General features: G+C 41.3%; 24 protein-coding genes and 3 pseudogenes. 11 read left to right on the top strand and 16 right to left on the bottom strand.

The window, feature by feature from the left end:
- Positions 1–20: 20 nt before the first annotated feature.
- Positions 21–1175, top strand: coding sequence for a pyridoxal-phosphate-dependent aminotransferase family protein (locus tag V7K53_RS20530; RefSeq protein WP_335199332.1), 1155 nt, complete (start codon positions 21–23; stop codon positions 1173–1175).
- A gap of 309 nt (positions 1176–1484) precedes the next feature.
- Here V7K53_RS20530 and V7K53_RS20525 read toward each other — a convergent pair whose 3' ends face one another.
- From V7K53_RS20525 to petM, 6 genes are all read right to left on the bottom strand, one after another.
- Positions 1485–1712 (bottom strand): DUF2949 domain-containing protein, encoded by a 228-nt coding sequence (locus V7K53_RS20525; RefSeq protein ID WP_335199330.1) that lies wholly within the window; start codon positions 1710–1712, stop codon positions 1485–1487.
- A gap of 510 nt (positions 1713–2222) precedes the next feature.
- Positions 2223–2729, bottom strand: coding sequence for a DUF192 domain-containing protein (locus V7K53_RS20520; protein ID WP_335199328.1), 507 nt, complete (start codon positions 2727–2729; stop codon positions 2223–2225).
- Between the two features lie 156 nt (positions 2730–2885).
- On the bottom strand, positions 2886–3572 hold the full coding sequence (gene nblR / locus V7K53_RS20515) for a response regulator transcription factor NblR (RefSeq protein WP_335199326.1): 687 nt from the start codon (positions 3570–3572) through the stop codon (positions 2886–2888).
- Between the two features lie 316 nt (positions 3573–3888).
- A complete protein-coding gene (locus V7K53_RS20510; RefSeq protein ID WP_094352564.1) occupies positions 3889–4806 on the bottom strand; it encodes an NAD(+) kinase in 918 nt (305 codons plus the stop codon).
- Between the two features lie 131 nt (positions 4807–4937).
- The gene (locus tag V7K53_RS20505) at positions 4938–5936 is read right to left on the bottom strand and encodes an SDR family oxidoreductase (RefSeq protein WP_335199325.1); all 999 of its coding nucleotides are present in this window, start codon (positions 5934–5936) and stop codon (positions 4938–4940) included.
- 218 nt (positions 5937–6154) lie between these two features.
- Positions 6155–6259 (bottom strand): cytochrome b6-f complex subunit PetM, encoded by a 105-nt coding sequence (petM, locus tag V7K53_RS20500; protein ID WP_094344256.1) that lies wholly within the window; start codon positions 6257–6259, stop codon positions 6155–6157.
- A 205-nt stretch (positions 6260–6464) separates the two neighbouring features.
- On the opposite strand from petM, the gene pdxA reads away from it, so the two are divergent.
- Positions 6465–7553 (top strand): 4-hydroxythreonine-4-phosphate dehydrogenase PdxA, encoded by a 1089-nt coding sequence (gene pdxA, locus V7K53_RS20495; RefSeq protein ID WP_335199324.1) that lies wholly within the window; start codon positions 6465–6467, stop codon positions 7551–7553.
- Positions 7554–7660: 107 nt separating this feature from the next.
- Here pdxA and V7K53_RS20490 read toward each other — a convergent pair whose 3' ends face one another.
- Complete coding sequence (locus V7K53_RS20490) at positions 7661–8380, bottom strand: response regulator transcription factor (protein WP_335199323.1); 720 nt, start codon at positions 8378–8380, stop codon at positions 7661–7663.
- A gap of 1 nt (position 8381) precedes the next feature.
- Between V7K53_RS20490 and V7K53_RS20485 the strand changes: the two genes are divergently transcribed.
- The 3 genes and pseudogenes from V7K53_RS20485 to V7K53_RS20475 all read left to right on the top strand — a co-directional run.
- Positions 8382–8585 (top strand): hypothetical protein, encoded by a 204-nt coding sequence (locus tag V7K53_RS20485; protein WP_335199322.1) that lies wholly within the window; start codon positions 8382–8384, stop codon positions 8583–8585.
- A 447-nt stretch (positions 8586–9032) separates the two neighbouring features.
- Positions 9033–9224: pseudogene (locus tag V7K53_RS20480) on the top strand (hypothetical protein); the annotation flags it as partial.
- 233 nt (positions 9225–9457) lie between these two features.
- Positions 9458–9904: pseudogene (locus V7K53_RS20475) on the top strand (rhodanese-like domain-containing protein); the annotation flags it as partial.
- Between the two features lie 516 nt (positions 9905–10420).
- Here the strand turns inward: V7K53_RS20475 and V7K53_RS20470 are convergent.
- The 7 genes from V7K53_RS20470 to alaS form a co-directional block, all read right to left on the bottom strand.
- Positions 10421–11050 (bottom strand): ribonuclease D, encoded by a 630-nt coding sequence (locus V7K53_RS20470; RefSeq protein ID WP_099102107.1) that lies wholly within the window; start codon positions 11048–11050, stop codon positions 10421–10423.
- Positions 11051–11138: 88 nt separating this feature from the next.
- The gene (locus tag V7K53_RS20465; protein ID WP_334999319.1) at positions 11139–11687 is read right to left on the bottom strand and encodes a CAP domain-containing protein; all 549 of its coding nucleotides are present in this window, start codon (positions 11685–11687) and stop codon (positions 11139–11141) included.
- 428 nt (positions 11688–12115) lie between these two features.
- The gene (locus V7K53_RS20460) at positions 12116–12646 is read right to left on the bottom strand and encodes a CAP domain-containing protein (protein ID WP_335199320.1); all 531 of its coding nucleotides are present in this window, start codon (positions 12644–12646) and stop codon (positions 12116–12118) included.
- 434 nt (positions 12647–13080) lie between these two features.
- Positions 13081–13362, bottom strand: coding sequence for a hypothetical protein (locus tag V7K53_RS20455; protein ID WP_335199319.1), 282 nt, complete (start codon positions 13360–13362; stop codon positions 13081–13083).
- 112 nt (positions 13363–13474) lie between these two features.
- The gene (locus tag V7K53_RS20450) at positions 13475–14632 is read right to left on the bottom strand and encodes a class I SAM-dependent methyltransferase (protein ID WP_335199317.1); all 1158 of its coding nucleotides are present in this window, start codon (positions 14630–14632) and stop codon (positions 13475–13477) included.
- 31 nt (positions 14633–14663) lie between these two features.
- Positions 14664–15899, bottom strand: a complete 1236-nt coding sequence (gene trpB, locus V7K53_RS20445; protein WP_335199316.1) for a tryptophan synthase subunit beta — start codon at positions 15897–15899, stop codon at positions 14664–14666.
- A gap of 204 nt (positions 15900–16103) precedes the next feature.
- On the bottom strand, positions 16104–18746 hold the full coding sequence (gene alaS / locus V7K53_RS20440) for an alanine--tRNA ligase (RefSeq protein WP_335199315.1): 2643 nt from the start codon (positions 18744–18746) through the stop codon (positions 16104–16106).
- 279 nt (positions 18747–19025) lie between these two features.
- Here alaS and V7K53_RS20435 point away from each other — a divergent pair, with 279 nt between their 5' ends.
- The 3 genes from V7K53_RS20435 to V7K53_RS20425 all read left to right on the top strand — a co-directional run bounded on the left by V7K53_RS20435 (position 19026) and on the right by V7K53_RS20425 (position 24226).
- On the top strand, positions 19026–19265 hold the full coding sequence (locus tag V7K53_RS20435) for a heavy-metal-associated domain-containing protein (RefSeq protein WP_335199313.1): 240 nt from the start codon (positions 19026–19028) through the stop codon (positions 19263–19265).
- 895 nt (positions 19266–20160) lie between these two features.
- Positions 20161–21186, top strand: coding sequence for a GGDEF domain-containing protein (locus V7K53_RS20430; RefSeq protein WP_335199312.1), 1026 nt, complete (start codon positions 20161–20163; stop codon positions 21184–21186).
- Between the two features lie 304 nt (positions 21187–21490).
- Positions 21491–24226, top strand: coding sequence for a tetratricopeptide repeat protein (locus V7K53_RS20425; protein WP_335199311.1), 2736 nt, complete (start codon positions 21491–21493; stop codon positions 24224–24226).
- 55 nt (positions 24227–24281) lie between these two features.
- Here V7K53_RS20425 and V7K53_RS20420 read toward each other — a convergent pair.
- Positions 24282–24437: pseudogene (locus V7K53_RS20420) on the bottom strand (ribbon-helix-helix domain-containing protein); the annotation flags it as partial.
- 79 nt (positions 24438–24516) lie between these two features.
- Here V7K53_RS20420 and V7K53_RS20415 point away from each other — a divergent pair.
- The 3 genes from V7K53_RS20415 to V7K53_RS34095 are packed head-to-tail and all read left to right on the top strand — an operon-like array spanning position 24517 to position 25146.
- The gene (locus V7K53_RS20415) at positions 24517–24735 is read left to right on the top strand and encodes a hypothetical protein (RefSeq protein ID WP_335199310.1); all 219 of its coding nucleotides are present in this window, start codon (positions 24517–24519) and stop codon (positions 24733–24735) included.
- Positions 24728–24985: a hypothetical protein gene (locus tag V7K53_RS34100; protein ID WP_442940503.1), complete on the top strand. Its 258-nt coding sequence runs from the start codon at positions 24728–24730 to the stop codon at positions 24983–24985. Before V7K53_RS20415 ends, V7K53_RS34100 begins: the two co-directional genes overlap by 8 nt.
- The gene (locus tag V7K53_RS34095) at positions 24985–25146 is read left to right on the top strand and encodes a hypothetical protein (RefSeq protein WP_442940502.1); all 162 of its coding nucleotides are present in this window, start codon (positions 24985–24987) and stop codon (positions 25144–25146) included. Before V7K53_RS34100 ends, V7K53_RS34095 begins: the two co-directional genes overlap by 1 nt.
- Positions 25147–25199: 53 nt before the next feature.
- Here the strand turns inward: V7K53_RS34095 and V7K53_RS20405 are convergent, their stop codons facing one another.
- A complete protein-coding gene (locus V7K53_RS20405; protein ID WP_335199308.1) occupies positions 25200–25937 on the bottom strand; it encodes a Ycf66 family protein in 738 nt (245 codons plus the stop codon).
- Between the last annotated feature and the right edge of the window lie 163 nt (positions 25938–26100).

Raw genomic sequence — 26100 nt, 5'->3', positions numbered from 1 at the left:
TTGACTTTTAGGATAGACACATGAACGATAAGCTGATACTAATGATTCCAGGCCCTACACCGGTGCCAGAAGCTGCCTTACTGGCATTAGCCAAGCATCCGATTGGACACCGTACTAGTGAATTTAGCAACATATTGGCAGAGGTGACGGAAAACCTGAAGTGGCTGCACCAAACTCAAAGTGATGTGCTGATGCTGAATGTCAGTGGTACGGGTGCTGTAGAAGCAGGAATAATTAATTTTCTCTCTCCAGGCGATCGCATTTTAGTTGGCTCTAATGGTAAATTTGGCGAACGCTGGGTAGAAGTTGGCCAAGCCTACGGTTTGAATGTAGAAGAAGTTAAGGTAGAATGGGGAAAAACCTTAGACCCCGCAGTATTTGCCGAAAAACTCCAAGCAGATACCCAAAAGCAAATTAAAGCCGTAATCATTACTCACAGCGAAACCTCGACGGGTGTGTTGAATGACCTAGAAAGCATCAACCGCCACGTTAAAGAACACGGTGAAGCTTTAATTATCGTTGATGCCGTCACGAGCTTGGGTGCGTTTAATCTACCTGTGGATGCTTGGGGTTTGGATATCGTTGCCTCCGGTTCCCAAAAAGGTTATATGATTCCGCCGGGATTGGGTTTTGTCTCTGTCAGTCCCAAAGCTTGGGAAGCTTACAAAACTGCTAAGCTACCAAAATATTATTTGGACTTAGGCAAATATCGCAAAGCCACAGCCAAAAATACAACTCCATTTACTCCACCTGTGAACTTGATTGTAGCGTTACACACCACGTTACGAATCATGAAAGAAGAAGGCTTAGAATCAATATTTGCTCGACATGAACGGCTGAAGAACGCTACCCGCGCCGCCATTAAAGGGTTAAATTTACCCCTGCTTGCAGCAGATAATTCCGCGAGTCCGGCGATTACGGCTGTCGCACCACAGGGAATTGAACCGGATAAGATTCGATCATTGATGAAAAAACGCTTTGATATTGCTCTAGCTGGTGGTCAAGACCATTTGAGTAATAAAATTTTCCGTATTGGTCACTTGGGTTTTGTGAGCGATCGCGATATCCTTAGCTGCATAGCATCGTTAGAAGTTACCCTGACAGAACTTGGCTACGAAGACTTTACCCCTGGTTCTGGTATAGCCGCAGCTGTTAAAGTGTTTAGTCAGTCCTGAGTAATAAATCAAAAAAGCGAGTTAAATTATCAACTCGCTCTTTTAATTTGTATATAGAGTAGAAACCTTTGCATAAGGTAGAGTTGATGTGACATTCCTCAATTCTCTTAAATGACACCAAGTTGCCCTAGATAGTATTATTTGCTTTGAAGAAAGCCCACTGATCTTTGACACCAAACAAGACTAACTTTGGCAACTTAGTATCATCCCAAATTGGTATAAATAGTATTGTTTGAAATTTTGCTAATAGGTATTTGGTAGAAACTTTTTATCCAAAGTCTAAAATCTACAATCCAAAATCGGTATAGTCTACGCCGTCTCCAGCCAATCATAAATTTTTTCTAATTGCTCTAGAGTAATTAACCCATATTGCCAAAGAATCATTGCCAATGGGCCTGGGTCTTGCTCCCGATGCCGAAGCGCCACTGCTAGTGATGCTGTAGAAATTGCCAAGTCTTCTTGCAAAAAATGAATCAGTCGGGAATATTTTGATGGTGACACTTGTATCTCACCTCCTTGTGCAGAATGTATTGTCATATATCAGTTCACCATTACTCGGTAGACAGTAGCCAGTATTTTATCTGTCACTGTGCCGTTTTCGGGCATACACCCCAGCACAGTTTTTGTTAATCTGCCTTCAACAGAGGCTTCTCATAGATGGTCTGAGAAATAAAAATTCTCATACAAATCATCTGCTAGCTTATTAAGCAGTATTTTTACTTAATTAAATTGGCTTCATCTTATTTACCTTTGTGCTTTATTTAATTACACAGGTAGTAATAAAGATTCCATAGCCTATACTCTCTTATTGGCGACTATTTACACTTACGCCCAAGGGAATATTTTTGAGACTAAACCTGAAAACTGCGATTTCAGGTTTGAGACAGTAGAATTTTACATTATTACCACAGTTTTTAAATAGTAGCGTTACAAGTGCTGTTTGACCACATACAGTGACATTTTTTACAGAAAAAACATATATTTCGACCGTATAGGCTTTCAACCGAGTAATTACCCAAGTTTTTATCCCCGCAAAGCACCAGAGTTTCAAAACTCAATTTTGAGAATATCCCCCACTTTCAACTTCAATTCGGCAGCTCTTCCAGAACGAAGTTCAATCACCTTATCAATTGGTGTATTAGGCCCATAGGTAGGACAAGGCTCACTTGTACAAGGAGGCGCAGCAGCCTGAATATATTTAACTACACCTTTATGTAGAAATACCATGTCCAGGGGTACAGGTACATTCTTCATCCAGAAACTGACTGGTTGTGCTGAAGGGAAGCCAAACAGCATTCCCCGGTCATCTGGTAAAGCTGGTCGATACATCAATCCCATCGCTTGCTGTTGTGGCGTCTGTGCTACCTCTAATTGAATCGTTGTACCATTAGGCACAATGGCTTTAGCAGAAATTGGTAGTTTTTGACCTAAACTTTCTGGTGCTGGAGTTTTAGAACCAGAGGTGGGGCTAGGAGATTTAGCAGTTGTTGGCACGGAACAACCCATCAGAAAAATACTCAGCACTATCGAGAGCAAACTTAGCCGACGAGTCATATAGCTTTTCGATTTTGTAATTTAGACTTCAATTTTACAGTGTTGTAGCCAGAAAAACCCCTTGGGTAAGAGGCAGCAGCACCCAAAGAAACCATTCCCAGTCTGAGGCTAGGAAAGAAAGAGGTAAGGAGATAAACAAACTCCCGCTACAGTATACTAGGATTCTCTTAAAACGTACCCTACGCCTCGCACTGTTTGAATGAGGCGCTTTTGACCTTCATCTTCGATTTTTAACCGCAAGTAACGGATGTATACTTCAATTACATTTGACTCACCCAGAAAGTCGTAACCCCAAACATTTTCTAAAATTTGTTCGCGGGTTAACACCTCACGGGGATGTTCCATTAAGAATTTTAATAGTTCAAATTCCTTCATTGTCAAGTCAATTGGTCGTCCGTTGTGTATGGCACGACGAGTTGCTATGTCTAAAATTAAATCCCCAAAGCGTAATTGCTCTGTGGTATCCACATCGGGTTTCAAGTAGAGGCGAATCAACTTCAAAAAGTCTTCTGAGCGGTAAGGTTTGAGGATGTAATCATCCGCTCCAGCTTCTAGACAAGCTACACGATCGTCAACTGTATCCCTTGCCATTAAAATTAATACAGGCGATCGCATACCAGTTCCTCTCAGATTTTTGCACAATGAGAGTCCTGATTCTCCTGCTAACATCCGGTCTAAAACAATTAAAGCAGGTTGGCGATCGCGACAGTGTTGTAAACCACTCGTTGCATCATGAGCCAAAATTGATTCATAACCAGCTTCTTGCAAATCGCAAGAAAGCTGATTTGCAAGGCTCTCATCGGTTTCAATCACCAAAACACAAGGACTTTGAGCAACTGTCATAACAATTTGGGATATTGGATTTGGGATTGTAAAGATATTCCAGAGAAAATCTTTACATCAGTTATAAAGTGCAATTACGAGCTTTTAGTGATGTAGCAATTCTGATTTGACGCGCTGCTAAGGATGTTTTAGCACGTTCAGGTGTTAGCTATCGAATTCTCGGATGCAATCTTAATAACTAACTCCAAATTCAATCTCCATACCGTAATTCTGGAAGGAAATCAGCAGATTGGGGAGTGGGAAGATGAGGGAGAAATCAATTCAAATTCAAAAACTTCTGCCTCCCGCCTTCTGCCTCCTGCCTCCTGCCCAATGCTTACGGCAATTCTACCGAAGTTGGTTTAGCAATATGTGGTAAACCCCAACCTAATTTTTCTCGCAAAATTCGGAAAAACTCAGGCGGTTGCAGGCGAATAAATCGGGCACTATATTGCGATCGCTCCATATATACTCGATCTTCTGGTAAGATATAGCACCCTCCATTCCCATCTACTACCATTACCAGTCGAGGAATATTGACTGGGTAGATATTGACCGACTCAGTATCTGGAAATACCAATGCTCTGGAAGCTAGGGAATGGGGACAAATGGGTACTAGCTGTAAAACAGGTACGCCAGGAGTCACCACTGGGCCACCAGCACTCAATGAGTAAGCTGTAGAACCAGTAGGCGTGGAAACAATCACACCATCTGCGGCAATATCTACTGGCGCATGATGCCCTATGGCAATTTCAAAATGGCACATAGAGGTCAAAGGTTCCCGGTGTAGCACCATTTCATTCAGGCATAAGGCTTCCCATAGCACTGAATCATCCCGAAACACTTTGACATTGAGCATAGCTCGTTCTTCAATTTCATACTCACCTGCCATTGCCTGTTCTAGTGCTTGGGGCAATTGATTCAGGAAAGTTTCCGTCAAAAATCCCATGTGGCCGGTATTCACTGTTAGCAGTGGAATACCACAAGGGGCTACTTGACGAGACGCTGCAAGAACAGTTCCGTCTCCCCCTAATACCACTGCAAACTCCATATCTGAGTCAAAACCAGGGGGTGTCAGACCGTCAATGGGGGTGTGGCAAACAGGACTCTCCGGGTTAGGATAGCCCAGTATCCCACCAATACTCGATGTGATACATACATTCCAACCGGCTGCGGTTAGCTTGTCTTTCAACTCAATAGCGACACGGCCCGCTATCGGTTTAACGTCATTGTAGATAATGCCTGCTTTCGGCACACTCAAATATCCAAGTTTAGGCGATGCTTTGTATTCTGTTAATCCTTACACATTTTTGGTCATGTAGTCATTAATCTAGAGTCAAATATCCAGAGTCTAGAGTTTGACGACTAATGTCTGTTGTGTAATGACTATTGACTGTTGGCTTTTGAAGACTGTTTAAAAGGAGTTTTTTTAGGTTTTTGCTTTTTATTTTTATTTTTCTGGTAGTCTACTTCTTTGAGTTTCTTCATTATTCGGCTGAAGTACTCTTGGAGATAACTTTCTAGGGTTGTGGTTTGTTGCGGATCTAAACCAAACACTGTGTATACTTCATCCATTGAAGCATTTAACTGTTTACCACTAGCCAATACTTCTGTAAACGCCAGTCGGTCTGCTACGTTCCATCCCCACTGAAAGAATCGCATTATGCCCCGTACAGCACGCAGTAAGTTTATTGGCATCCGCGTTACTCTGGCATCTTTTCCAGATAAGCGTTCGCACAGGTTGATAATTTCTTCTGCACTCCATGCACGAGTACCGACTACAGGAAAAGCTTGGTTTTCAGTTTCTGGTACACTCAATGCTCGGATTGCAAACTTAGCAATATCCTGAGTGTCCATATAAGCGATGGGAGAAGAATTACCTGTTACCCAAACTGGCTGTCCTTCCAAAATAGGAATCCCATACTGACCAATTAAACCTTGCATAAACCCAGCTAGCCGCAAGATGGTATAATTCAAGCCCGACTCAGCCAAGAATAGTTCTGTACACCGCTTAATTTCCATGAGCGGCACTTCTGGGTATTTATCAGCTTCTAAAATCGAAAAGAAAATAAAACGCTCGACACCCGCTGCTTTTGCTGCTTGAATCAATGCTACTTTGCCTTCCCAGTCCACTTGTTTGATACTCAGTGAATCTGTAGGGCGAGAGGTTGAGGCATCAATAACTTGGGTTACACCAACTAAAGCTTCTGCTAGGGTATCGGGGTAACGTAAATTTCCGGGGACGAGTTCTGCACCCCATTCTTTAAGAAAAGCTGCTTTTTTACTGCTGCGGACAAGACAGCGTACTTTATATCCCTCATCGATAGCACGACGAGCCACTTGTCTTCCTAAGGTGCCAGTGGCACCGACGATTAATAATGTCATGAGGGTTGTAATAAATTTTAATGTTTTATGAAAAGAATGTTATCAGAATAACCTATGCAAACAAAAGTTTACATCTTTTCTCAGAAAATCAATTTATGTGGATGGACTCATGGGAAAATAGCTGTCCGATTAACGGACAAGCTTTTTTCTCATTTCAATGAAAAAGGGAGTGGGAAGTGGGGAGAGTAATAACTCCTAACTCAGAACTCAGAATTCAATTATTCTTCTGTGCCTTGAATTTTCAGTAACAACGCGCCTAAGCCCCAGCCTACGAAGATTAAACCGAAAGACAATAGAGCTGCATTCAAAATTTCGCCGCCCATTAGTGTGATTCTCCTTATGCAAATTGGTGTGTAAACTAGGTCTACTAGAAGCTTTTCAACAGTTGCTAGGATTAGACCTGTGTAAATAATTTTAAACTAGTTTAGCAGGTAATCCCTACTGGCTTGGGGGGCAATCCCTACTGTTGGCAGAAGTGGAGATGGGTAAAACGAGAATATTTAATGATAATAATTATGAAAAAATTTTATGTATCAAAATAATCAAGGTGGCTTAATAAATTCTGTGAAAGAGAATCGTCCGCGTTTGGCGCTGACGCTCGGAGATCCGGCAGGAATTGGGCCGGAGGTCATTTTGAAAGCTTTAGCCGATCCAGAAATTCGTAAAAAATATGACGTTACAGTAGTAGGTAACGGAGATTTGCTGGCACAGATTTATTACAAACTGAATTTAACTGAGAATTTAGTAGCTTTGGCAAATCCAGATGAGTTGTCGGTCAGCGATGTGCAGTTGGATGGAAAAATTAAAGATCAAATTATTTCAGGAATAGGTAATGCAGCCAGTGGTGCGGCTAGTTTTGCGTATATGGAATATGCGATCGCTCAAACACTGGCTGGTAAATTTGATGGTATTGTCACAGGGCCGATCGCTAAATCTGCTTGGAAGGCCGCAGGATATAATTATCCAGGGCAAACAGAACTTTTGGCGCAGAAGTCAGGTGTTGACCGTTTTGGGATGTTATTCGTAGCGCGATCGCCCCATACTGGTTGGACGCTCCGCGCTTTACTTGTAACCACACATATACCCCTACGTCAAGTAGCCGATGTGTTGACACCGCAGTTGTTGACACAAAAACTGGATTTGTTAGTGGAGTGTTTAGAGAAAGATTTTGGTATATATAGAGGGAGAATTGCGATCGCCGGGTTAAATCCTCACAGTGGCGAACAGGGACAACTTGGATATGAAGAACAAGATTGGTTAATTCCCTGGTTGGAGCAAGAACGGCAAAACCGACCACAATTGCAACTAGATGGGCCGATACCGCCAGATACGATGTGGGTTAAACCTGGTCAAGCTTGGTATGGAAATTCTTTAGTACAAAATCCCGCTGATGCTTACTTGGCACTTTACCACGACCAAGGCTTAATTCCTGTGAAGCTAATGGCGTTCGATCGGGCAGTTAATACTTCTATAGGTCTTCCTTTCGTTCGCACTTCACCTGACCACGGAACAGCGTTTGATATTGCGGGTAAGGGAATTGCTGATGCTACGAGTATGAGAGCAGCAATACATTTAGCGGCTGAGTTGGTTAGTCAAAGATTGGCTAAGAAAAATTAAGTACAGCTTTGCTTAAAATCGTCAAGACGCGACCAAATCAGTTCCTAATATGGTTCAGTTAAGCAATTCTTTTTTATCTCAATGTTGTCTGCACCTGTGTGCTAGTCTTAAAAACTAGTATTCTCGTCGGGCGCTTCAAACTTGTAACCATAGCCCCGCACAGTTTTAATAAACTCCGGTATGCTGGGATCGACTTCCATCTTTTTGCGAAGCTGACCAATATGTACATCAACCACCCGACCATCTCCTATATAGTCGCAACCCCAGATTTTTTGGATTAGCTGTGGACGACTCCAAGCCTGATTAGGATGACTTGCCAAAAAATGTAAGATATTAAATTCTAGTGCTGTTAAAGCAAGAGTTTTATCGTTAAGTGTTACCTCGCGGCCCTCTGGATTAATTACTAGTTGCTTGAACACGATACGTTGTGTTGGGGAGGGGTTGATGTAGCGTATCCGTCTCAAAAGAGCTTCTACTCTAACTTCAACTTCTGCAAGACTAAATGGTTTAGTCATGAAATCATCAGCACCTGCGCTTAAGATTTTAATTTTATCAGCCTCGTCAGTCCTACTAGTCAGTATCAGCACTAAAACATTAGTACGACTTTGCATTTCTTGGCAGAGGCTATAACCAGTAACATCCGGCAAATTCCAATCCAGAATTACTAAAGCTGGGTTGAATTGCTCAAACAACGATAAGGCACTCCTACCATCTGCTGCCGACTCTATTTGATATTTCCGACTTAAAAAACGATATACGAGATTTCGCACACCGAAGTCGTCATCGACGATCAGAATTTTGGGAGTAGTAGCGGGAATCATAACCATAATGCTGCCTATTGTGGATTCTGCGATTTGCTGTTGCGCCAGTTTTGTTTTACGTATTTCTGTTGAAAGTGTATTGACGCGCGTCTCTGCTGAGTACCATCGCTACTGTAGTACTTGTATACATTTAATTTTCCATGAAGCTTATGACAACCTCAGCCATCGTCATGCCGATAAAATTTATGATTATCGCATGATTTTTGCATAATTTTGAATTTATATTGTATAATATTGAATTTTTTTTACATTTAGGATAAGTGTAATTAAAAACCATCTCCGTAACCGCAAATAGTCAAAAGACACATCCAGAAGAGACTGCAATTGCTACAACTTTAAAAGAGCAATGCACTCCCCGATCAATTAGGTCTCTATAAAGGCTCACAAACTAAATTATCAGCCAATCTAGATTCTCAACTCCTACTTACTCGACTGTACTCTAGCCAACAGGTATGTTCTCTTGAAGAAGGTCTACGAAAATCTACCCTGGTGCATTTACATGTAGCTGCCCTCTTAAGCATATACTATACTACAAGTTTCAGCCTGAGACTATGATAAGCCAATGACTGAAAGCATGACCAGAAGATATATGGGCAGCACAAACAGCTTTCACAAATAAAAGAAACAGCAAAAAGAATTGCTCTAGCAATATTACAATGTCAACAAATTGCTGGGAGATTGCCCCAGTAGTGCTGCTGATGTAACTCTAGAAGTGCCGCAGAAAATTGAGGAGACATTATTATTAGCGATCGCTAATATTAGAAAGGTATCGCTTACTATATTTATCACTAAATATTTTTCATTTCAAACTAATGTTTTCTTGATTCATGAAGAATTACGTAAAACCTAAAATATCTAAGATGACTAAAATATTTCCTTTAAATATATTTGATTCTTTTTAAATAGAATATTGTCTATCAATACTATTAAATGGCATTATTTACAATTGATTAATTGGTTGATTTTCTGGAAAATACTCAGTCTATCTGAGGAGAGAGTTTAAGAATACTCATACCAGAGAAAGATCAATTAAATATCTTCAGTTCGCTAAATTGCTATTAGTATCGTGAGTAAGGAAAAATTATGGTTAATAATTTAGTAGGCGGCATCATTCCCCCCCAACCACCAATAGAAGCACAAACTGATGCTCATACCCTCAAGAGTCGTCTGGAATGGGGCGAACCAGCTTTTACAATCCTGGATGTGCGCGATCGCTCGACCTTCAATGAAGGTCACATTATGGGAGCAATGCCAATGCCAGCAGATGAATTGGTAGAGCGTGCAGTAGCTTCTTTAGATAAGAGCCGTGACATTTACCTTTACGGTGATAACGATCAAGACACTGCTCAGTCCGCACAACAACTGCGTTCTAATGGATTTGAGCATGTCTCCCAACTCAAAGGTGGTCTTGGCGCATGGAAAGCAATCGGTGGCCCAACAGAAGGGATTGTTGAATCAAAAACTCCCCCAGGTGCAGATGACTACAATGTTGTAGATCGGCTAAAAAACCACCAAGAAAATCTGCAAAAGGGCGGTACTAGCGCCACAGAATCCATTAAACAGGGAGCAAGTAACCTTAAGGAAGGCATTCAAGAAGGAGCCAGTAACCTTAAAGAAGGTATTCAAGAGCAAGCAAGTAACCTTAAAGAAGGCATTCAAGAGGGAGCAAGTAACCTCAAGGAAGCTGCTAGTGAATCTAAAACTCCTAGAGACACCAATGATTCCAATGTTGGCTCTTAGGCAAAAAATACAGCAAAATTCAGAAGCGGAGCCGGAGATGCTCCGCCTCCAGTCAGAATCCAGAAGTAAAACAGGCTTTATATATACCTGGCTTTGAGACAAATCATTGTTTACTTCACTCATTTGAAATCTGCTGTAACTTAGAATCAGGGTTTGTAGTAAGCACTTTAGTGCTTGGAAAATAACGACTTTAGTCCTTACTACGAACTTGCTTATCTATCAATTTCAACTTGACATATCACTAATCGGGATTGACAACCAATAAAAATTTCTTGTCCTATTCTCTACTCCCCATTCTCTATTCGATTAGTGTTCAAATAGATCCTTGAATTGCAACAAATCTAAGGAAACTATCGTTGGTAGAAACTCAAAACATTCTTGAGCAATTTGCCAGCGTTCTTCCCGTTTGAGCATTTGTATTAACTTCTGCTGCACGCTAAGTAAGTAGCGCACATCATTGGCAGCATAACTTAGTTGAGCTTCAGATAAGCTAACGGCGTTACCCCAATCAGAACTTTGAGAACTTTTATCTAGTTCTACTTGTTCTAATTCTTGCACCACATCTTTGAGTCCGTGGCGATTTGTGTAAGTACGGGCTAATTTACTAGCAATTTTGGTACAAAAAATCGGCCCTACCTGAATCCCCAGATTGGCTCGCAAAGTGGCCAAATCAAATCGAGCAAAGTGAAACACTTTCACAACATTGACTGCTTCCAAGAGTTTTTTTAAGTTGGGGGCGTCAGCTTGTCCTTTGGCTATGCGGATTGCAGTCACTTTCCCTTCTGGATTGCACAGTTGGACGAGACACAAGCGATCGCGCAGTGGCAATAATCCCATCGTTTCTGTATCAACTGCGATCGCTGTAGATTCTAAATACTGGCTAAGGGTTGCGTCACTGAGGTCGCGATCGCTCACCTGAAAATCTGGTAATGTCATCAATTGTTCAAAAATAATAGCAGTGTCCAGCAAAAAAAGTCTTGTCAGACACTACATTATTATTGTGCAAAAAAATCAGAAATTAAATCTACCTAGTGCGAAAAAACATTTGTGTCAGGTAGACTTCGCCTTGATTATTAGTCGCAACACCAATTCCAGTCAGGTTGTAATTTCCTTTAAGATTCTTTAGATGTCCAGGACTTTTGATCCAGCCAGTAACAGCTTCCTCTACGGGGTTGCTATATCCCCGGTTAAAAGCAACATTTTCCGCTGCACTGTTGTAGCGAATCGGGATAGCTTTGACTCGTCCTTCAAATCCCTGATGACTAAATGGGGTTTTGCCTTTAGCCATATTTTGACTATGAATTCTGGCCTGTCGAGTTAAATTTGGATTTAAAGTCAACTTTGGCAGCCCTTTAGAAACCCGATATCGATTAATTTGGTCAAATACTGATTTTTCTAACTCAGTAGTTTTAAAAGTAGGAGTCGATATTGCAACCTGACTAGAAAAAAGCGACAACAGCTTATTACGGGTGGATGTATTCGTAGAAGTATGATTTGGTATCGGAGCAGTCGTTAATCCACTAGCAAGGACAAGCGCACTTAAAGCGATGCCAAAAGCAGTTTGTCGGAACATGGAGAATTGCGTAATGTGTAGAGATATAAGACTTCTACTCTACCTTATTGTTCCGAGGATATATACCACAATACTATTAAGTAATGATGAATTTCGGCAATTTGGCTATATCCTTGACAAGTAACACAAACAATCATTTTCAATTGTCAGTACTTCAATAAGTCAGCTTCATGAAAATCACGGTTAATTTTGCTAATAATTTCAGATTTTCATGAATTATCAAGCAAAAGCTTTAGTAACAGGTTAAAGTCTAGGAAATTTGAGAAAAAACCTAAACTTTACCAAATCTAACGCTGTGTGCAATTTTTACTCAAACCTAATCTCCTGGCCTAATAATAAGGAATGGGTAGAATTCAAAGCCTTTCTCTCTTTGCAGGAGAGAGGAATGGAAGTGAGGTCAGAATATTAAGTTGCACATCGCGTCAAACCTATGAGCGAATGAATATTTGTGTGAAGTAGATTGCGCCTTGACTGTTTTTGGCGACACCAATCCCCGTCAAATTATAATTACCTCTGATATTGGCAAGATGCCCTGGACTTTTGAGCCAACCTTGCACAGCGACTGTAGCAGGATCGCTATGTCCCTGGTTGTAAGCGACATTTTCAGCACCTCCTCTGTAAGAAATACCGGTTGCATTAAGACGTTGTGAAAATCCATTATGTCCAAAGGGAACAGTACCATTAGCCATGTTCTTACTGTGAAGCCTAACTTGATTATCGATGGCAGAATTACGAGTCAGCGCTGGTAGCCCTTGAGAAGCTCTGTAGTTATTGATTTGGTTAAAAATCGACTGTTCTAGAGCAGCAGTGTCCATGCTATTTGCTGCAATTTGATTAGTATTATTCGATACATTTGAAGGTGCTGGCGTACAAGCTGGATTTGTTACAGAAGTAGCGATTGCTCCACTACTGAGAGCAATAGTGCCTAAAGCAACGCTGTAAACTATTTGTTTGATCATTTGTTGGCAGTAAAGTTTTAGACAATGTAACCAACGAATATCAATGTGACAAATTGCTTATAGGTCTAAATAGCTCTATTTATAGGCTTTTTTGCTCAAAAACTACTAGCAAACGTTTAAATGCATGATTTGACGCAAAGTTTGTACTATTTAATCAATATTTGTCTTCTACCATTAGTATGATTCTTTTTATCCAAGATTCCCCATTCAGACTGTCATATAGTGTAATTACTAGATTTATTTGAATTCATGAGTTCCAGATTATGCTTATTCATCTTCATAAATTCAGCTATTTTACTGTACTTAAGTATTTTAAATAGCTTTTTTATATCAAAAAAGCAGTAAAAACCGATTGTGATAGTTGAAGATGCGGAATGTCGAATAAAAAATGGCTGAATAAATCCAGCCATTTTTATACGTGATTTCAACTAGGTCTATTTAAGGGGTTCTAACTCTTCCTGTATCACACGCAACACCCGTGCAATATATTCTGCACGCCACTGTTCCCGTTCCTTGGTTACTTTGACATCCGGCTCGTAAGCTTCAATCTCACTAGCCGATAAAATACCTTTCACCTCTAGCAACCGTTCGATGGTGTCTAGCCGCTCATGCAGCACGGACACCTCACCAGTCAAAGCCATAACGATCGCTAACAATTTATCAGTTTGCGGATTTTCTAAGTAAACAGGTCGTTTACCCTTGGCTATTTTTGTCATCGTAATACCAATTCTCCAAAAATAAGACTAGACATACAAAACGAGGAAAGCCAGATAAAATCTGACTTCCTAAATTACGAATTACGAATTACGAATTACGAATTACGAATTCTTACTTGGTTGCAGCAACCATAAACCAAGTGCCTTGGGTGGCTGAGTTACGATTTTGAAACATACCATTAGTTTCTTTTGCTTTCCATGCCCCATTCGGGACAAATTTCTCGAATGTCTTATCTGCTGCAAAACCAGCCTCAGTAACTAGCGGCACCAAATCTAAATCGCGTACAGCACTCCAGAAGGGTTCGTTGTTGTTAGCGGTTTCCCAATCATAAATAAACTGTGTATAAAGATCCATGTGATGATATAGGGGTGCTTCTAGATGAATCATCATGCCACCAGGAGCCAGTAGACGATAAGACTCTTGCATAACTTTACGCACAGATGACGGGGGGATTTCATGCAGCAAAATGTGAGAAACCACTAAGTCAAATGATTCATCAGGGAAGTTAGTATGTTCGGCATTTTGCTGAGAGAAGTGTACCCGTTTTCTCAAAGCTTCGGCTCTTGCATGAGCGTAACGCAGTATAGATGCGCCTATATCTATAGCATGGACTTCCGCATCTGGGAAACCATCGACATAAGGTAATGTGCTATTGCCAATAGAACATCCCATATCGAGGATTTTTCTTGGTCGAAAGTTGGGAAACTCTGCTAAAAGGTAGTTTTGGACTATAGATAGCCCCATATCATCGTTGAGCGGCCCCAACCAACCGAGTCCATAAACGTAAGCGCCGCGATCGTAGGTTGCACCGGCTGCGACATCATCGGCAGTGAATTCACTGTGATATCCTCCGGGCATACAGTGAATGTCTACAGCCTTTTGATAAGCAGGTATTTGAAAATTTGGATCTACGGTTAAAGTACCCAGTTCACCACCCTTATCTTTGGCACGCTCGATCAACTCTGGCAGTTGTCTGTCAACGTTGGCATTTACAGCATCCCATAACATTTCCTGGTTGATGCGCTTCAGGGCACTAGTCCAGCGATAGTAGGGTTCGTGCTGCATTAATTCCCGAATTTCATAACGATTTTCGGGAGGGCGCTGATGTTCTTGTTCAAACTTCGGCTTGGCTAGTTTTTCATAAATTTCTTTATTACCAGGAGTGACATTCTTGAAAATGTGCATTTTCATAGTTTGCACAAAGTTTTGCCGTGCCAACTCGTCGTGAGTGGGTTGCGGTAACATTGGGTGTTGGAATTGTTGACCCATTATTGTTTTCTCCCAAATATTTTATGTAGATTTACCCTGGATACAATAACTTGGCTACCGTTTGTACATCTTTGTCACCACGTCCAGAGCAGTTAATTACAATCCGAGGACTGCCGATTAGCTGAGGACAGAGGGTTTCGAGATAAGCGATCGCGTGGGCTGTTTCCAATGCCGGGATAATCCCCTCCAATTTCGATAATCGCTGGAATGCCTCCAAAGCCTCTGCATCCGTCACACTATAGTATTCAGCGCGACCAGTATCCTTTAAATAGCTATGTTCTGGGCCCACGCCAGGATAATCTAACCCCGCACTAATTGAGTGTGCCTCAATGATTTGCCCATCTTCATCTTGCAGTAGGTAGCTCATGGCTCCGTGCAATACACCAATTCGTCCTTTTGTCAATGTAGCTGCGTGTTTTTCGGTATTAACACCTTCTCCGGCTGCCTCAATGCCAATGAAGCGTATAGAAGACTCATTCATAAACTCATAGAATAGTCCCATCGCATTGGAACCACCACCTACACAAGCCAAGAGAATATCAGGTAATCCACCCCACTTTTCCATTGCTTGGGCGCGGGTTTCTTCGCCGATTACTGCATGGAAATCACGTACCATCATTGGGTAAGGATGAGGCCCTGCTACCGAACCCAGGATGTAGTGGGTAGTTTCCACATTTGTCACCCAATCTCGGATTGCTTCGGAAGTAGCATCCTTCAAAGTTCCGGTTCCCGCCTCCACCGGACGCACTTCTGCCCCCATCAGCCGCATTCTAAAAACATTCAAAGCTTGGCGTTCCATGTCCTGAACACCCATGTAAATTACGCATTCCAGCCCAAAACGAGCGCAAACTGTGGCTGTAGCAACTCCATGTTGTCCAGCACCCGTTTCGGCAATAATCCGCTGCTTACCCATGCGTTTCGCCAACAATACCTGACCAAGGGCATTATTGATTTTGTGAGCGCCAGTGTGATTTAAATCTTCACGTTTTAAATAAATTTGTGGCCCGGTGCGATCGCGTCGGGCATAATGAGCAGTCAGGCGTTCAGCAAAATACAATGGTGTCGCACGTCCTACATAGTCTCGTAACAACTGCTGTAGTTCTGCTTGAAAACCAGGGTCATTGCGGTATTGCTGATAAGCTGTTTCTAATTCAGCCAGAGCAGGCATGAGCGTTTCAGGTACATACTTACCGCCAAAGCGTCCAAAGCGGCCTAGCGTATCTGGAACTTGAGCTGTTGAATTTGGAGATAGGGGAGTGGTAGTCACAGGCTGTTTTTGATGACGGGAATCACTTAATTATTATAGAAAAGTCTGAAGCATATCTGGGGAATGGGGAGAAGTCGCGGGCAGGGAAGGCACGGGGGCAGAGGGGCAGGAGAGGCAGGGGGGAATTTTGGAAATTGCTAAATGATCGCGTAAATATGCAACGCTTAAAATTCTTCCCCTATTAAGAGTTCCCCTTCGGTTTGGTTAACCCAACGCGGATTTTAACTCACTTTCCGCTTGTCCTAACGCATCTGGTAATTTACTTGCATCGCGTCCGCCGGCTTGAGCTAAGTTCGGTCTTCCACCGCCGCCGCCGCCGCAAATTTTAGCGATCGCACCTACAAATTTACCAGCTTGCAGTCCTTTTTTGTTCACTTCTGAACTAAAAGCTGCAACTATACTCACTTTCCCTTCTTCTGGAACAGAACCCAGTACCACCGCACCGTTGCCGATTTTTTGCAACAAGCGTTCGGCTGCGGTTTTCAATGATTCTGGATCGACATCTTCTAATTGGGCGACAATAATTTTATGGCCGCCTACGCTTTCTGCTGTTTGTAGCAAGCTGTCTGATTTAGCGATCGCTAGCTGTACCTTTAAGGTTTCTAATTCCTTCTGGCTATTTCTCAGTTCGCTTTGCAGACTTGTGATTCTGTCTGGTAATTCTTCGGGTTTGACTTTAAAGCGATCGCTCAAATCTTTAACTACTTTATCCCGCAGATTCAGATAATCTAGGATTGCTGGCCCCGAAACAGCTTCAATGCGCCGCACCCCAGAAGCTACGCCAGCTTCCGAGATAATCTTGAAGACGCCAATTTCAGCAGTATTGCTGACATGGGTTCCACCGCAGAGTTCCATTGATACACTAGGGAAGTCAATCACGCGCACTTCCTCACCGTATTTTTCTCCGAACATCGCAACAGCACCCCTAGCTTTCGCCTCTGCTAAAGGTAATACTTCCACCTTTGCAGCATGAGCCTCAGCAATCCAACTGTTCACCTGTTCCTCAACTTGTTGAACTTCCTCTGCTGTCAACGCCCGGGGACAGTTGAAGTCGAAGCGCAACCTGTCAAATGAAACCAGGGAACCTGCTTGAGATATGCCCTCATCAACAATTTTTTTCAATGCCGCTTGCAATAGGTGCGTTGCGGTATGGTTAGCTTGAGCGCGACGGCGACAAGCCGGATCGATTTGGGCGGTAACGCGATCGCCTACGCGCAGTGTACCGCGTTCGATGCGTCCGAAGTGAACAAAGAAATCAGATTCTTTTTTCACGTCTTCCACTCGAACAACGATACCATCACCAGAGATATAACCGCGATCGCCGATTTGCCCCCCAGATTCAGCATAAAATGGCGTTTTGTCAAGGACAATTTGCACTTCTGTCCCCGCTTCTGCTTCCTCTTGGCAAACACCTTCTACTAATATCGCTTCGACTTTTGCCGTCGCCGCCGATTGGGTATAGCCGATAAATTCGGTGACTTGGATGTGTTCTGCTAGTTTGTCGAGGGAACCTTGTACAGTTAAATCTATGGTTTCATGTGCGCCTCTACCTCCTTGTTGTTGGATTTCCATTGCTTTCTGGAATCCATCAACATCAACTGTCAAGTTGTTTTCTTCAGCAATTTCTTGAGTAAGTTCAAAGGGAAAACCGTGGGTATCGTAAAGAGTAAATGCACTTTCACCGCTAATCTGAGTTTCCCCTCGCTGTTTCACCTCTTGGATAATTTCTTCTAGTAGTTTTTCGCCTCTATCCAGAGTTCTGAGGAAATTCGATTCTTCCCGTTGCAACTCAGCTTTAATTGCCGCTTCCCGTTGGCGTACATTGGGGTAAGCTGATTCAGAAAGAGCGATCGCAGTTTCAGCAACTTGGGTAGTAAATTCGCCAGAAATCCCAATTAACCGCCCGTGACGCACCACCCGCCGAATTAACCGCCGCAGCACATAACCGCGTCCGACATTGGAAGCGCGAATTTCATCAGCAATCATGTGGATGACAGCGCGAATATGATCGCCAATGACTTTTAAGGAAGTTTTAGTTTTTTCATCACTGCTGTGGTAATCAACACCAGCAATTTGCCCTGCTGTTTGGATAATTGGAAAAATCAGGTCAGTTTCGTAATTATTGGGCACTTTTTGGAGAATTTGCGCCATTCTATCCAAACCCATGCCGGTGTCGATGTTTTTGTTTTGTAGCGGCGTTAAATTCCCGGAAGCATCCCGGTTATATTGCATGAACACGAGATTGTAAAACTCGATGAACCGGGAATCGTCTTCTAAATCTATATTTTCGTCACCACGTTCTGGGTGGAAGTCGTAATAAATTTCGGAACAAGGCCCACAAGGGCCTGTCGGGCCAGATACCCAAAAGTTATCATCTTCGCCCAAGCGTTTAATTCTCGCTACCGGCACACCGATTTGATCGCGCCAGATTCCAAAAGCTTCATCATCATCTTTAAAAACGCTGACGACGAGATTTTGGGGGGAAAAGCCAAAGACTTGCGTGGAGATTTCCCAACCCCAAGCGATCGCTTGTTCTTTAAAATAATCACCAAAGCTGAAATTACCCAGCATCTCAAAAAAAGTGTGATGCCGTTTGGTGCGTCCAACATTTTCGATATCGTTAGTGCGGATACACTTTTGCGAAGTCGTAGCCCGTTTAAATTCTGGTGTACGCTGCCCTAAGAATATTGGCTTAAATGGTAGCATCCCCGCGATCGTCAGCAGCACGGTTGGGTCTTCTGGCACAAGGGAGGCACTTGGGAGAATTTGGTGTTCCCGTTGAGCAAAGAAGTCGAGAAATATGTTGCGAATTTCGTTACCGCTTAGGTACTGGGGATTTGAAGACATAGGTGTTTTTAACTTTAGACTTTAGACTTTCGACTTGGGCGTAGCGGCACTAGATAGGTGTATTTTCATAAATAGCTTTATATATTCTTGCATTTTGTTTCATATTACTGCCAGCGAATTCTGCCATTGGGTGAGATATATGCAGTTACTAGGATGCTTTTACGCTACTATCTGACTTTGGCAAGATGTGCATAGGCGTAGCCCGTCGTAAATATCGCATTTCGATGCTTAAAATTAATCATTAAGAAATACTTTAAAATTCCCATACTGAGGTAACAAATGGCACTAAAACTGAAAGTATCAAATATTGCTTTTGAGGGATGTGCCGAAATAATTACTGAGTCTATATACGTTATGGAACCTGAGATCAAAGTGAATGTTGATATTAACGCTAAAACTGTCACGGTGGAGTCCGAAGCTTCTGAGAAGTCAATCAAACAGGTAATTGTTGCTGCTGGTTACGCTGTAGAAGGTTATCGATCGGATTCTAGCTTTTCACAGAAGAAGTTTAGACTTTAATATCTCAGGCGACGCTAACAAAATTTTTTATATTTTCCACCTGTAGAAAGGCGAAATAGAAATAACTTCCCCAAATTAGTGGCAGGTTTTGACATAATTTTTTTATTTAGCTTTGTTTTCTAAATTTATGATGTTACAGCAAATAAAAAAGACGTGAATTAAGTAAATAGGCAAATCTAGATAAAATGTCAGCAGAAATATTTTATTTCTCCTGCTGACGCATTGTTTTTTTAGGTTAAATTTTACTTACATTATAAATTTTTACCCGACAACTTCTGTCTTTATTTAGATGAGAGGTAAGCCCCAAAAAGCTACTGTACATAGCAGGAGGTAGTTTTACTGTGTATATTATATATATTTTAAATATTTTTTAAGATGCGATCTAAGCCTAGCTTATAAAGAAAAAGGCTAAAAATTTTTATGGGAAATAATATTTTAAATTGCATAATAAAATTTCAAATTTGATAATTCAAGAAAAAAACTTTATATTTTCTTCGTTTTTCTACTTAGGAATAAATTTATCTACCTAATGCAATGGTTATTACAAACTATTTATTTCGGTAATTCCATCATGGAAATAGTACTTAAGAATCCACAACAATAGTTTTTATACATTTAAATAATATTCAGTATTTTTACTGTTTTAAAAATAAACTGTAAAGAAGACATTAGTTGTTAGAAATGAATATTTCCGAAACGGTAGTAGTAAATTAGTAGTAAATCTAAAATCTTAAAATGAGATTAAAATTGGAAGTTCACTATCTAATCGATGCTCAAAAAACAAGATGTAAAAAAATATAATTTAGCCTAGAACATCATATTTAGTATTAGACACAAGAGCAGTAGTGACCCAAGTGAATTTATTTAAAATTTAAATAGGATAAAAAATAAAGCAATGAATATTTCTATTCTGATCTTTGGAAAAAATAATTTTATCGCCACACTTCCAGATCAGATCCGTTATGCGACTGCTTTTAGTGTCGAAGTTATAGACAACTTGGATCGAGCAGTGTCGCAGATTAAAACAACACCTCCTGATATAATCCTGGTACAAGCTAGCCTAGATGGCAGCATGGAATTGTGCAATTGGTTGAAGGATCAGACAAAACTATCGTGGATATATTGTATTCTTTTCGAGGATCGTTCCCAGCAGCTTACCGATCGAAATAAAGGTTGGCATAGGGAATTGGAAATGAGTGCTGCGGCACTAAAGCAAGGAGCCGATGCATATATTTGGCATCTTATTGAAGAAAAAACAGACTATAGCTTGGCAGAGTTGACTGCCAATCATGGACTAATACTTGCTCAATTGACAGTTGGTTTGCGGAAAGCACAAAAATACCGAGATTTGATTCGGACAAATGATATGTTATCTGCGATCGCCTTAGCGGATTCGTTAACAGAATTAAATAATCGTCGTGCTTTAGAATGGGACTTGCCCAGACAAATTCAAAGAGCCAGGGCCCAAAAAACTTCCTTGAGTTTGATTATTCTGGATGTAGATCATTTTAAGAAAGTTAACGATACTCACGGGCATTTAGTAGGCGATCGCATCTTGCAAATATTATGTCAGCGTCTGCGCCACAATTTGCGCTGTCAAGATACAGCATTCCGCTATGGTGGCGAAGAATTTGTAATTCTTCTGGCTAACACTACCGATGAAGAAGCACTACTAGTAGCCCGTCGTCTCAATCGCGTAGTCAGCGACGAACCATTTGCACTCAACAATAAACTGACAATTAATGTCACCATTAGTTTGGGTACAGCCTCTCTGCAAGCTGAGGATGATGAGAAAGGAGAGAGTCTGCTGTATCGTGCCGATCAATGTTTGTTACAGGCTAAAACTTCTGGGCGTAATCGGGTGATTAACTCCAGCTACCTATCTCATCATGGCTCACATTTGAAAGTTGTTTCTTCGTGAAAGTGCGGGGCATACGTGTCAATTTAAGCTAAAACCCTTTTAAAACCTCATTGGGCAGCAGCCCCAAGTGAAAATTATTTTGTCAAAACTAGAATTGCTTTACTAGGGTACATTTCAGTCGCAATTTCTTATGGCTAATGGTAATGCGATCGCGAGTTGCAATCAAAGGCTCAGATTTAGTATTAAAAATCACAATGGTTCAATATAATTTTTATATAATTCCTTGAAATACTCTATTTGAGGTGTTGAATTAAAATAGGAGTCGCTAAAATCTATACATTAAACCAAGTATTTCTATTACTAAATGACAACTCCAATACCTTACTACATCTCTCGTAAGCAAGCGCAGGATTTTCTTGCTAAATTTACAAAAGCACTGGAATTTCCAGAGTCTAATCCACTGCTGTCTCAGGTTTATGGGTTCGGGGGAGTTGGTAAAACTACCCTCATCAAAAAACTGAAAGAGACGCACCAATTGCAAGCTGACTTTGCAGAGGTGTCCTTTGGACTTACAGCAGGTATTGAAACGCCACTGAAGCTAATGGAAAAGCTTTATGAGCTATTACCAAAACCTACCGGACTCTGGCGAAGGGATTTATTACCTAAACCCGACCCTTTTACATCACTTTATGAGCAGTATCAGGAAACTATTTACAAGCTGAAAACTGAACCTGTACAAGGTAAATCAGTTGATACAGAGCAACAAAATACAGTTAAGGATTGGTTTGAACTAGGAACAGCCACACTGCTAGCCACAGGTGCAGGCTATTTGGGAGATCCTGGAACAGCATTGAGTTTAGGTTTGGATGCTACGGTCAAGGCTGGGGGAATGTTATCAGATGCATCACAGGCACTCAATCCGACGAAAGAGCGTATACAAGAACTACTGCAACAGCATCCAGCAACGAAGAACGACAAACAGCTTCAGGAGTTGATGCTCGAACCAATACCCAAGTTGACTCATGCATTTGCTCAAGGGTTAATTCAGAAAACTCAAAAACACAAGCGCTCGATTGTACTGGTTTTAGATACCTATGAAAAGGCATCCTCAGATATTGACACCTGGCTGTGGCAATATTTGTTAGAAGATACACCCCTTAAGTCTTATAGTGTACGTATTTTGGTGGCAGGACGACGTTCTTTGTTAGAAAAAGAAAGTTGGCGGAAATTACAACAGGATCGGGATGTAATCTATGAACGACGGCTAGATGAATTCAACAAAGAACAAACTAAGGAATATCTTCAGCATATTGGCTTTACTAAATCTGGAGATATTCAGAAAATATATAAAGCTACTCAAGGCTTACCCTACTATCTCAACTGGATTAGACGAGAGAAGGAAGCAGGTAGAGATATTGACGACTTTTCCCGTGGTAACAAAGCAATTACTGATCTGCTACTGCAAGGACTAAATGCAAATCAAAAACAGATAGTACAATTAGCCGCTTGTTGTCGTTGGTTTGATCGATCGTTGATTCAGTACTTGATGCAAAAGCAAGGAATAGATTTTGAAACTGGTGTTCATGCAAGTATCGACTGTTTTGAATGGCTAACAAAGTGCGATTTTGTTGAGTTTGTTCAAGATCACTATCGTCTGGATGATGTGGCTCGTAATGTTTTTCGCTTGTCATTTTGTAATGAGGATAGAACGCGATTTCGTGAAACCCATGAACTGCTAGCTACATATTTTGAGCAACAAGCAAACCAAGAAGTTGCTCCAGATACCCCTGAACCAGAAAAATACGATAACTATCATTGGCGTCAATACACTGCTGAATTTCTCTATCATGCTCTCTTTGGGAGAAGAGATGAGGGTCAGCGTCAATTTCTTTCCCATTTCTTTGCTTCTCGCTATCTTAAACAACTTGAAGTAGTAATGATTCCTTTCGCCGCAGTTGTCGCAGAAGCAGCAGTAGAGAATTATCGCCTCTTGCCCGATTCAACTAATAAGTTTCTGAAAAGCATAAAATTGGGCTTTCTCTTTAGTTGGATGATGTTAACAGAAAATCCAGCTAAATATGAAATTAACTACGAGAATCTGATTGGCCCCTCCAAAGAAGAAATAGAAGCAGCATTACGACTTTGTTTTACTCAAGTTGACTTTTTGGAAGATGGACTGGGTAAATATACAGGGCTGTTGTCCAAATCCCTACGCAGTCAACCAAATCAGCAAGTTGATTTGCTACAGAAGGCAGCAGAGCAGGCTGAAAAAATTGCAAATAATAGTTATCCTAGTTATGCTGAATTCAGCAGTAGTCTATTTTTAAATTTAGGTGATCAGCAGGATAATCTAGATCGTTCTGAAGAAGCGCTCGTGAGTTATAACAAAGCCTTAATAATTCAAGATGATAACCCCATAATTTATTACTGCCAGGGCAATGTCTTGGGAAAATTAGGTCGTTATGAAGAGGCGCTCAATAGCTACGATAAAGCCTTGCAAATTAAAGATGACTATGGCGAGGCTTGGAACAACCGAGGCTCAGTACTGGCAGGATTAGAGCGTTATCAAGAAGCACTTGCTAGTTTCAATGAAGCTTTAGCAATTAAAGATGATGACCTGAATGTATTAAGAAATATAGCTGTTACACTGATGCACTTACAGTTTTATAAAGAGGTAATTACTATCTGCGATCGGTTCTTAAAAATTCAAACCAATGCTCCTGAGATGTTGAGCAACAAGGCTTTAATGTTGAGTTTATTGGGGCGTTATGATGAAGCATTAGCTAACCTCAATGAAGCTATAAAACTTCAACCAGAATATCCGCTTTTGTGGGCTAATCAGGGCATTGTGCTGGCTCGTGCGGGGCGTTACCAAGATTCACTGGCTAGTTGTGAGAAAGCTTTAGAACTACAGGCTAATGATGAGAGTGGCCATTACGGTAAAGCTTGCTATTTCGCCTTACAAAATGATGTTGATTTAGCCATTGAAAACCTACAACAAGCAATTAATCTCAATCCTAGTCGATGTTGTAGAGAAGCAAAACTCAACCCTGATTTTGATAGCATTCGGGACAATGTAAGATTTCAGGCATTGCTGTAAGGTTAAATGAATAGCTTACACTCACTCACTGACGATTGAGGGACTAACAGCTATTTTTCTGGGTTTCTTCTTCCCATTCCTGATAAACGTTCTCCAATTCTTCCAGCAGTTTTAATGCTTTAGTAATTACATTGTCAGTATTTTCATATCTTCCTGTAGCAATTCGGGTTTGTATAAATTGCTCGTATTCCGCTTTAAGTTGGATGTTCATAATTTTTATCCCTAGTTAGTTAAGAGCATTCCTCAAACTATGCTTTAAAATTTATCTAAATTCATTAAAGCTTTAACTTATGCTTCTTACCGAACTCATACCGCTAGTTAAAGAATTATCCCACACTGATAAACTCTTACTAATACATTTCCTGGCAGCTGAATTGTTAAAGGAATCAAATTTAGTCCCATTGGATGCTGAGGACAAAGTAACAAGTCTTGGCTTATATGATTCTTTTGAAGCTGCTGCTGTTTTAGCGAAGGCATTAGCAGAAGAAAAAGCGGCAACACATGGTTGATAAAGTTAGATTTGCATTTACTGAGGTAAACCCAGAACTTGGTGCATTAAGTACGCTGCCTTATCTGCCGCTAATTTTAACTTATCAGAATCGCTCTGTAAGTGTATCAGGCTTGCTAGATACTGGTTCTACTGTCAACGTATTGTCTTACGAAATCGGGCAAGGCTGGGAGCAGTTTGGGAACGTCAAAGACTCTCCGTTCCATTGGGTGGTAATCTGGCTAGGTTTGAGGCGAGGGCATTGGTGTTGATGGCGAATGTTGAACAATTTCCGGCAGTAGAGCTAGCTTTTGCTTGGACAAGAGATAGAAACGCCCCATTGATTTTAGGACACATGAATTTCTTTTTAGCGTTTGATGTGTGCTTCTATCGTTCGGAATTAGCGTTTGAAATTAGCCCTAAAATAGCCTGATGGAAATAGTGAAACCCAACATTATATTAGGTTAACGCTGGGTTTCACTGCATTCAACTACCTTGATTAGGCGGTATTTGTTCAGGTGGCGTTTCTGCTGGGGGAGCGAGTACCGCATCCGGCGCAATTTCTTCTACAGGAATCGGTTGCTTATCCTCAATTTCAAAATCTGGTTGCGCTGCTTCCACCAATTCAGGAGATGGGGGATGTGGGGGAATCGCTTCCGGTACACTTTCGGTTTTGTCTTCCGTGTCAGTAGTAACTGTCTCCTCTGCTGGTGGTTCTGGTATGACAATAGTTTTGTCGATAATCTCAATAGCAGGTTTCTCTGACAGTACAGAGGTAATATCTTCAGGTTTGGGGGTTGTGGGTGTCTTTTTGCTCACAGTCTGCTGCACCTTGTCTTTCGCGCCACTGAAGGTGCTACCCAGACCTTTTTGCAACTGGCCCAACCGTTCCTGAAGGGACAACTTATTTACCTGTTCTTGAATGCCAGTTTTTACTGTCTCAGCACTTGGTACTTGAGTTTGTTGTACCTGCGGGGTCAATTGCCGACGTAATGATAGAGTTTGCCAGCCAAACCAGACCAAAAGAGCCACACTAGCCACATGACCGAGCAACAAACCCCCGGTAATGCGTGGTGCAAACACCCATAAAACTAAGGCGTAGAACAGCCCTACACCACTCCAGATAAAGTCATTCTTGCGGTGGATTTCTGGAAAAAAGAAAGCTGCTATATAAATGGCTAAACTACCAAGACCGACCACCAAAGCTAGGACATATGCCAGCATTATTTGGTTACTCCTTACTACGTCCTTTAATTATTTCAATTTTGCAAATTTTGCCAGTCAATTGTTGATTTAGATACAATTTAAAATTAATTATCCCTGTTAGTTGTGGATTTTTGTCATTTATTCAAGTCTTAAGGTCTTCTTTAGGAGAGAAGGGAAAATA

The organism is Nostoc sp., assembly GCF_036917355.1.
GTDB lineage: Bacteria > Cyanobacteriota > Cyanobacteriia > Cyanobacteriales > Nostocaceae > Nostoc.
This window is presented reverse-complemented; position numbering and strand designations above follow the sequence as displayed.

Excerpts from the sequence above, each read along its gene's own strand:
- V7K53_RS20490 (WP_335199323.1), bottom strand. The coding sequence starts at position 8,380 with ATGGTTATGATTCCCGCTACTACTCCCAAAATTCTGATCGTCGATGAC.
- V7K53_RS20465 (WP_334999319.1), bottom strand. The coding sequence starts at position 11,687 with ATGTTCCGACAAACTGCTTTTGGCATCGCTTTAAGTGCGCTTGTCCTT.
- V7K53_RS20435 (WP_335199313.1), top strand. The coding sequence starts at position 19,026 with ATGGCACTAAAACTGAAAGTATCAAATATTGCTTTTGAGGGATGTGCC.
- pdxA (WP_335199324.1), top strand. The coding sequence starts at position 6,465 with ATGTATCAAAATAATCAAGGTGGCTTAATAAATTCTGTGAAAGAGAAT.
- alaS (WP_335199315.1), bottom strand. The coding sequence starts at position 18,746 with ATGTCTTCAAATCCCCAGTACCTAAGCGGTAACGAAATTCGCAACATA.
- V7K53_RS20485 (WP_335199322.1), top strand. The coding sequence starts at position 8,382 with ATGCTGCCTATTGTGGATTCTGCGATTTGCTGTTGCGCCAGTTTTGTT.
- V7K53_RS20455 (WP_335199319.1), bottom strand. The coding sequence starts at position 13,362 with ATGACAAAAATAGCCAAGGGTAAACGACCTGTTTACTTAGAAAATCCG.
- V7K53_RS20425 (WP_335199311.1), top strand. The coding sequence starts at position 21,491 with ATGACAACTCCAATACCTTACTACATCTCTCGTAAGCAAGCGCAGGAT.
- V7K53_RS20525 (WP_335199330.1), bottom strand. The coding sequence starts at position 1,712 with ATGACAATACATTCTGCACAAGGAGGTGAGATACAAGTGTCACCATCA.
- V7K53_RS20415 (WP_335199310.1), top strand. The coding sequence starts at position 24,517 with ATGCTTCTTACCGAACTCATACCGCTAGTTAAAGAATTATCCCACACT.
- V7K53_RS20520 (WP_335199328.1), bottom strand. The coding sequence starts at position 2,729 with ATGACTCGTCGGCTAAGTTTGCTCTCGATAGTGCTGAGTATTTTTCTG.
- V7K53_RS34095 (WP_442940502.1), top strand. The coding sequence starts at position 24,985 with ATGGCGAATGTTGAACAATTTCCGGCAGTAGAGCTAGCTTTTGCTTGG.
- V7K53_RS20470 (WP_099102107.1), bottom strand. The coding sequence starts at position 11,050 with ATGACATTACCAGATTTTCAGGTGAGCGATCGCGACCTCAGTGACGCA.
- petM (WP_094344256.1), bottom strand. The coding sequence starts at position 6,259 with ATGGGCGGCGAAATTTTGAATGCAGCTCTATTGTCTTTCGGTTTAATC.
- V7K53_RS20450 (WP_335199317.1), bottom strand. The coding sequence starts at position 14,632 with ATGGGTCAACAATTCCAACACCCAATGTTACCGCAACCCACTCACGAC.
- nblR (WP_335199326.1), bottom strand. The coding sequence starts at position 3,572 with ATGACAGTTGCTCAAAGTCCTTGTGTTTTGGTGATTGAAACCGATGAG.
- V7K53_RS20505 (WP_335199325.1), bottom strand. The coding sequence starts at position 5,936 with ATGACATTATTAATCGTCGGTGCCACTGGCACCTTAGGAAGACAAGTG.
- V7K53_RS20530 (WP_335199332.1), top strand. The coding sequence starts at position 21 with ATGAACGATAAGCTGATACTAATGATTCCAGGCCCTACACCGGTGCCA.
- V7K53_RS20460 (WP_335199320.1), bottom strand. The coding sequence starts at position 12,646 with ATGATCAAACAAATAGTTTACAGCGTTGCTTTAGGCACTATTGCTCTC.
- V7K53_RS20405 (WP_335199308.1), bottom strand. The coding sequence starts at position 25,937 with ATGCTGGCATATGTCCTAGCTTTGGTGGTCGGTCTTGGTAGTTTAGCC.
- V7K53_RS20430 (WP_335199312.1), top strand. The coding sequence starts at position 20,161 with ATGAATATTTCTATTCTGATCTTTGGAAAAAATAATTTTATCGCCACA.
- V7K53_RS34100 (WP_442940503.1), top strand. The coding sequence starts at position 24,728 with ATGGTTGATAAAGTTAGATTTGCATTTACTGAGGTAAACCCAGAACTT.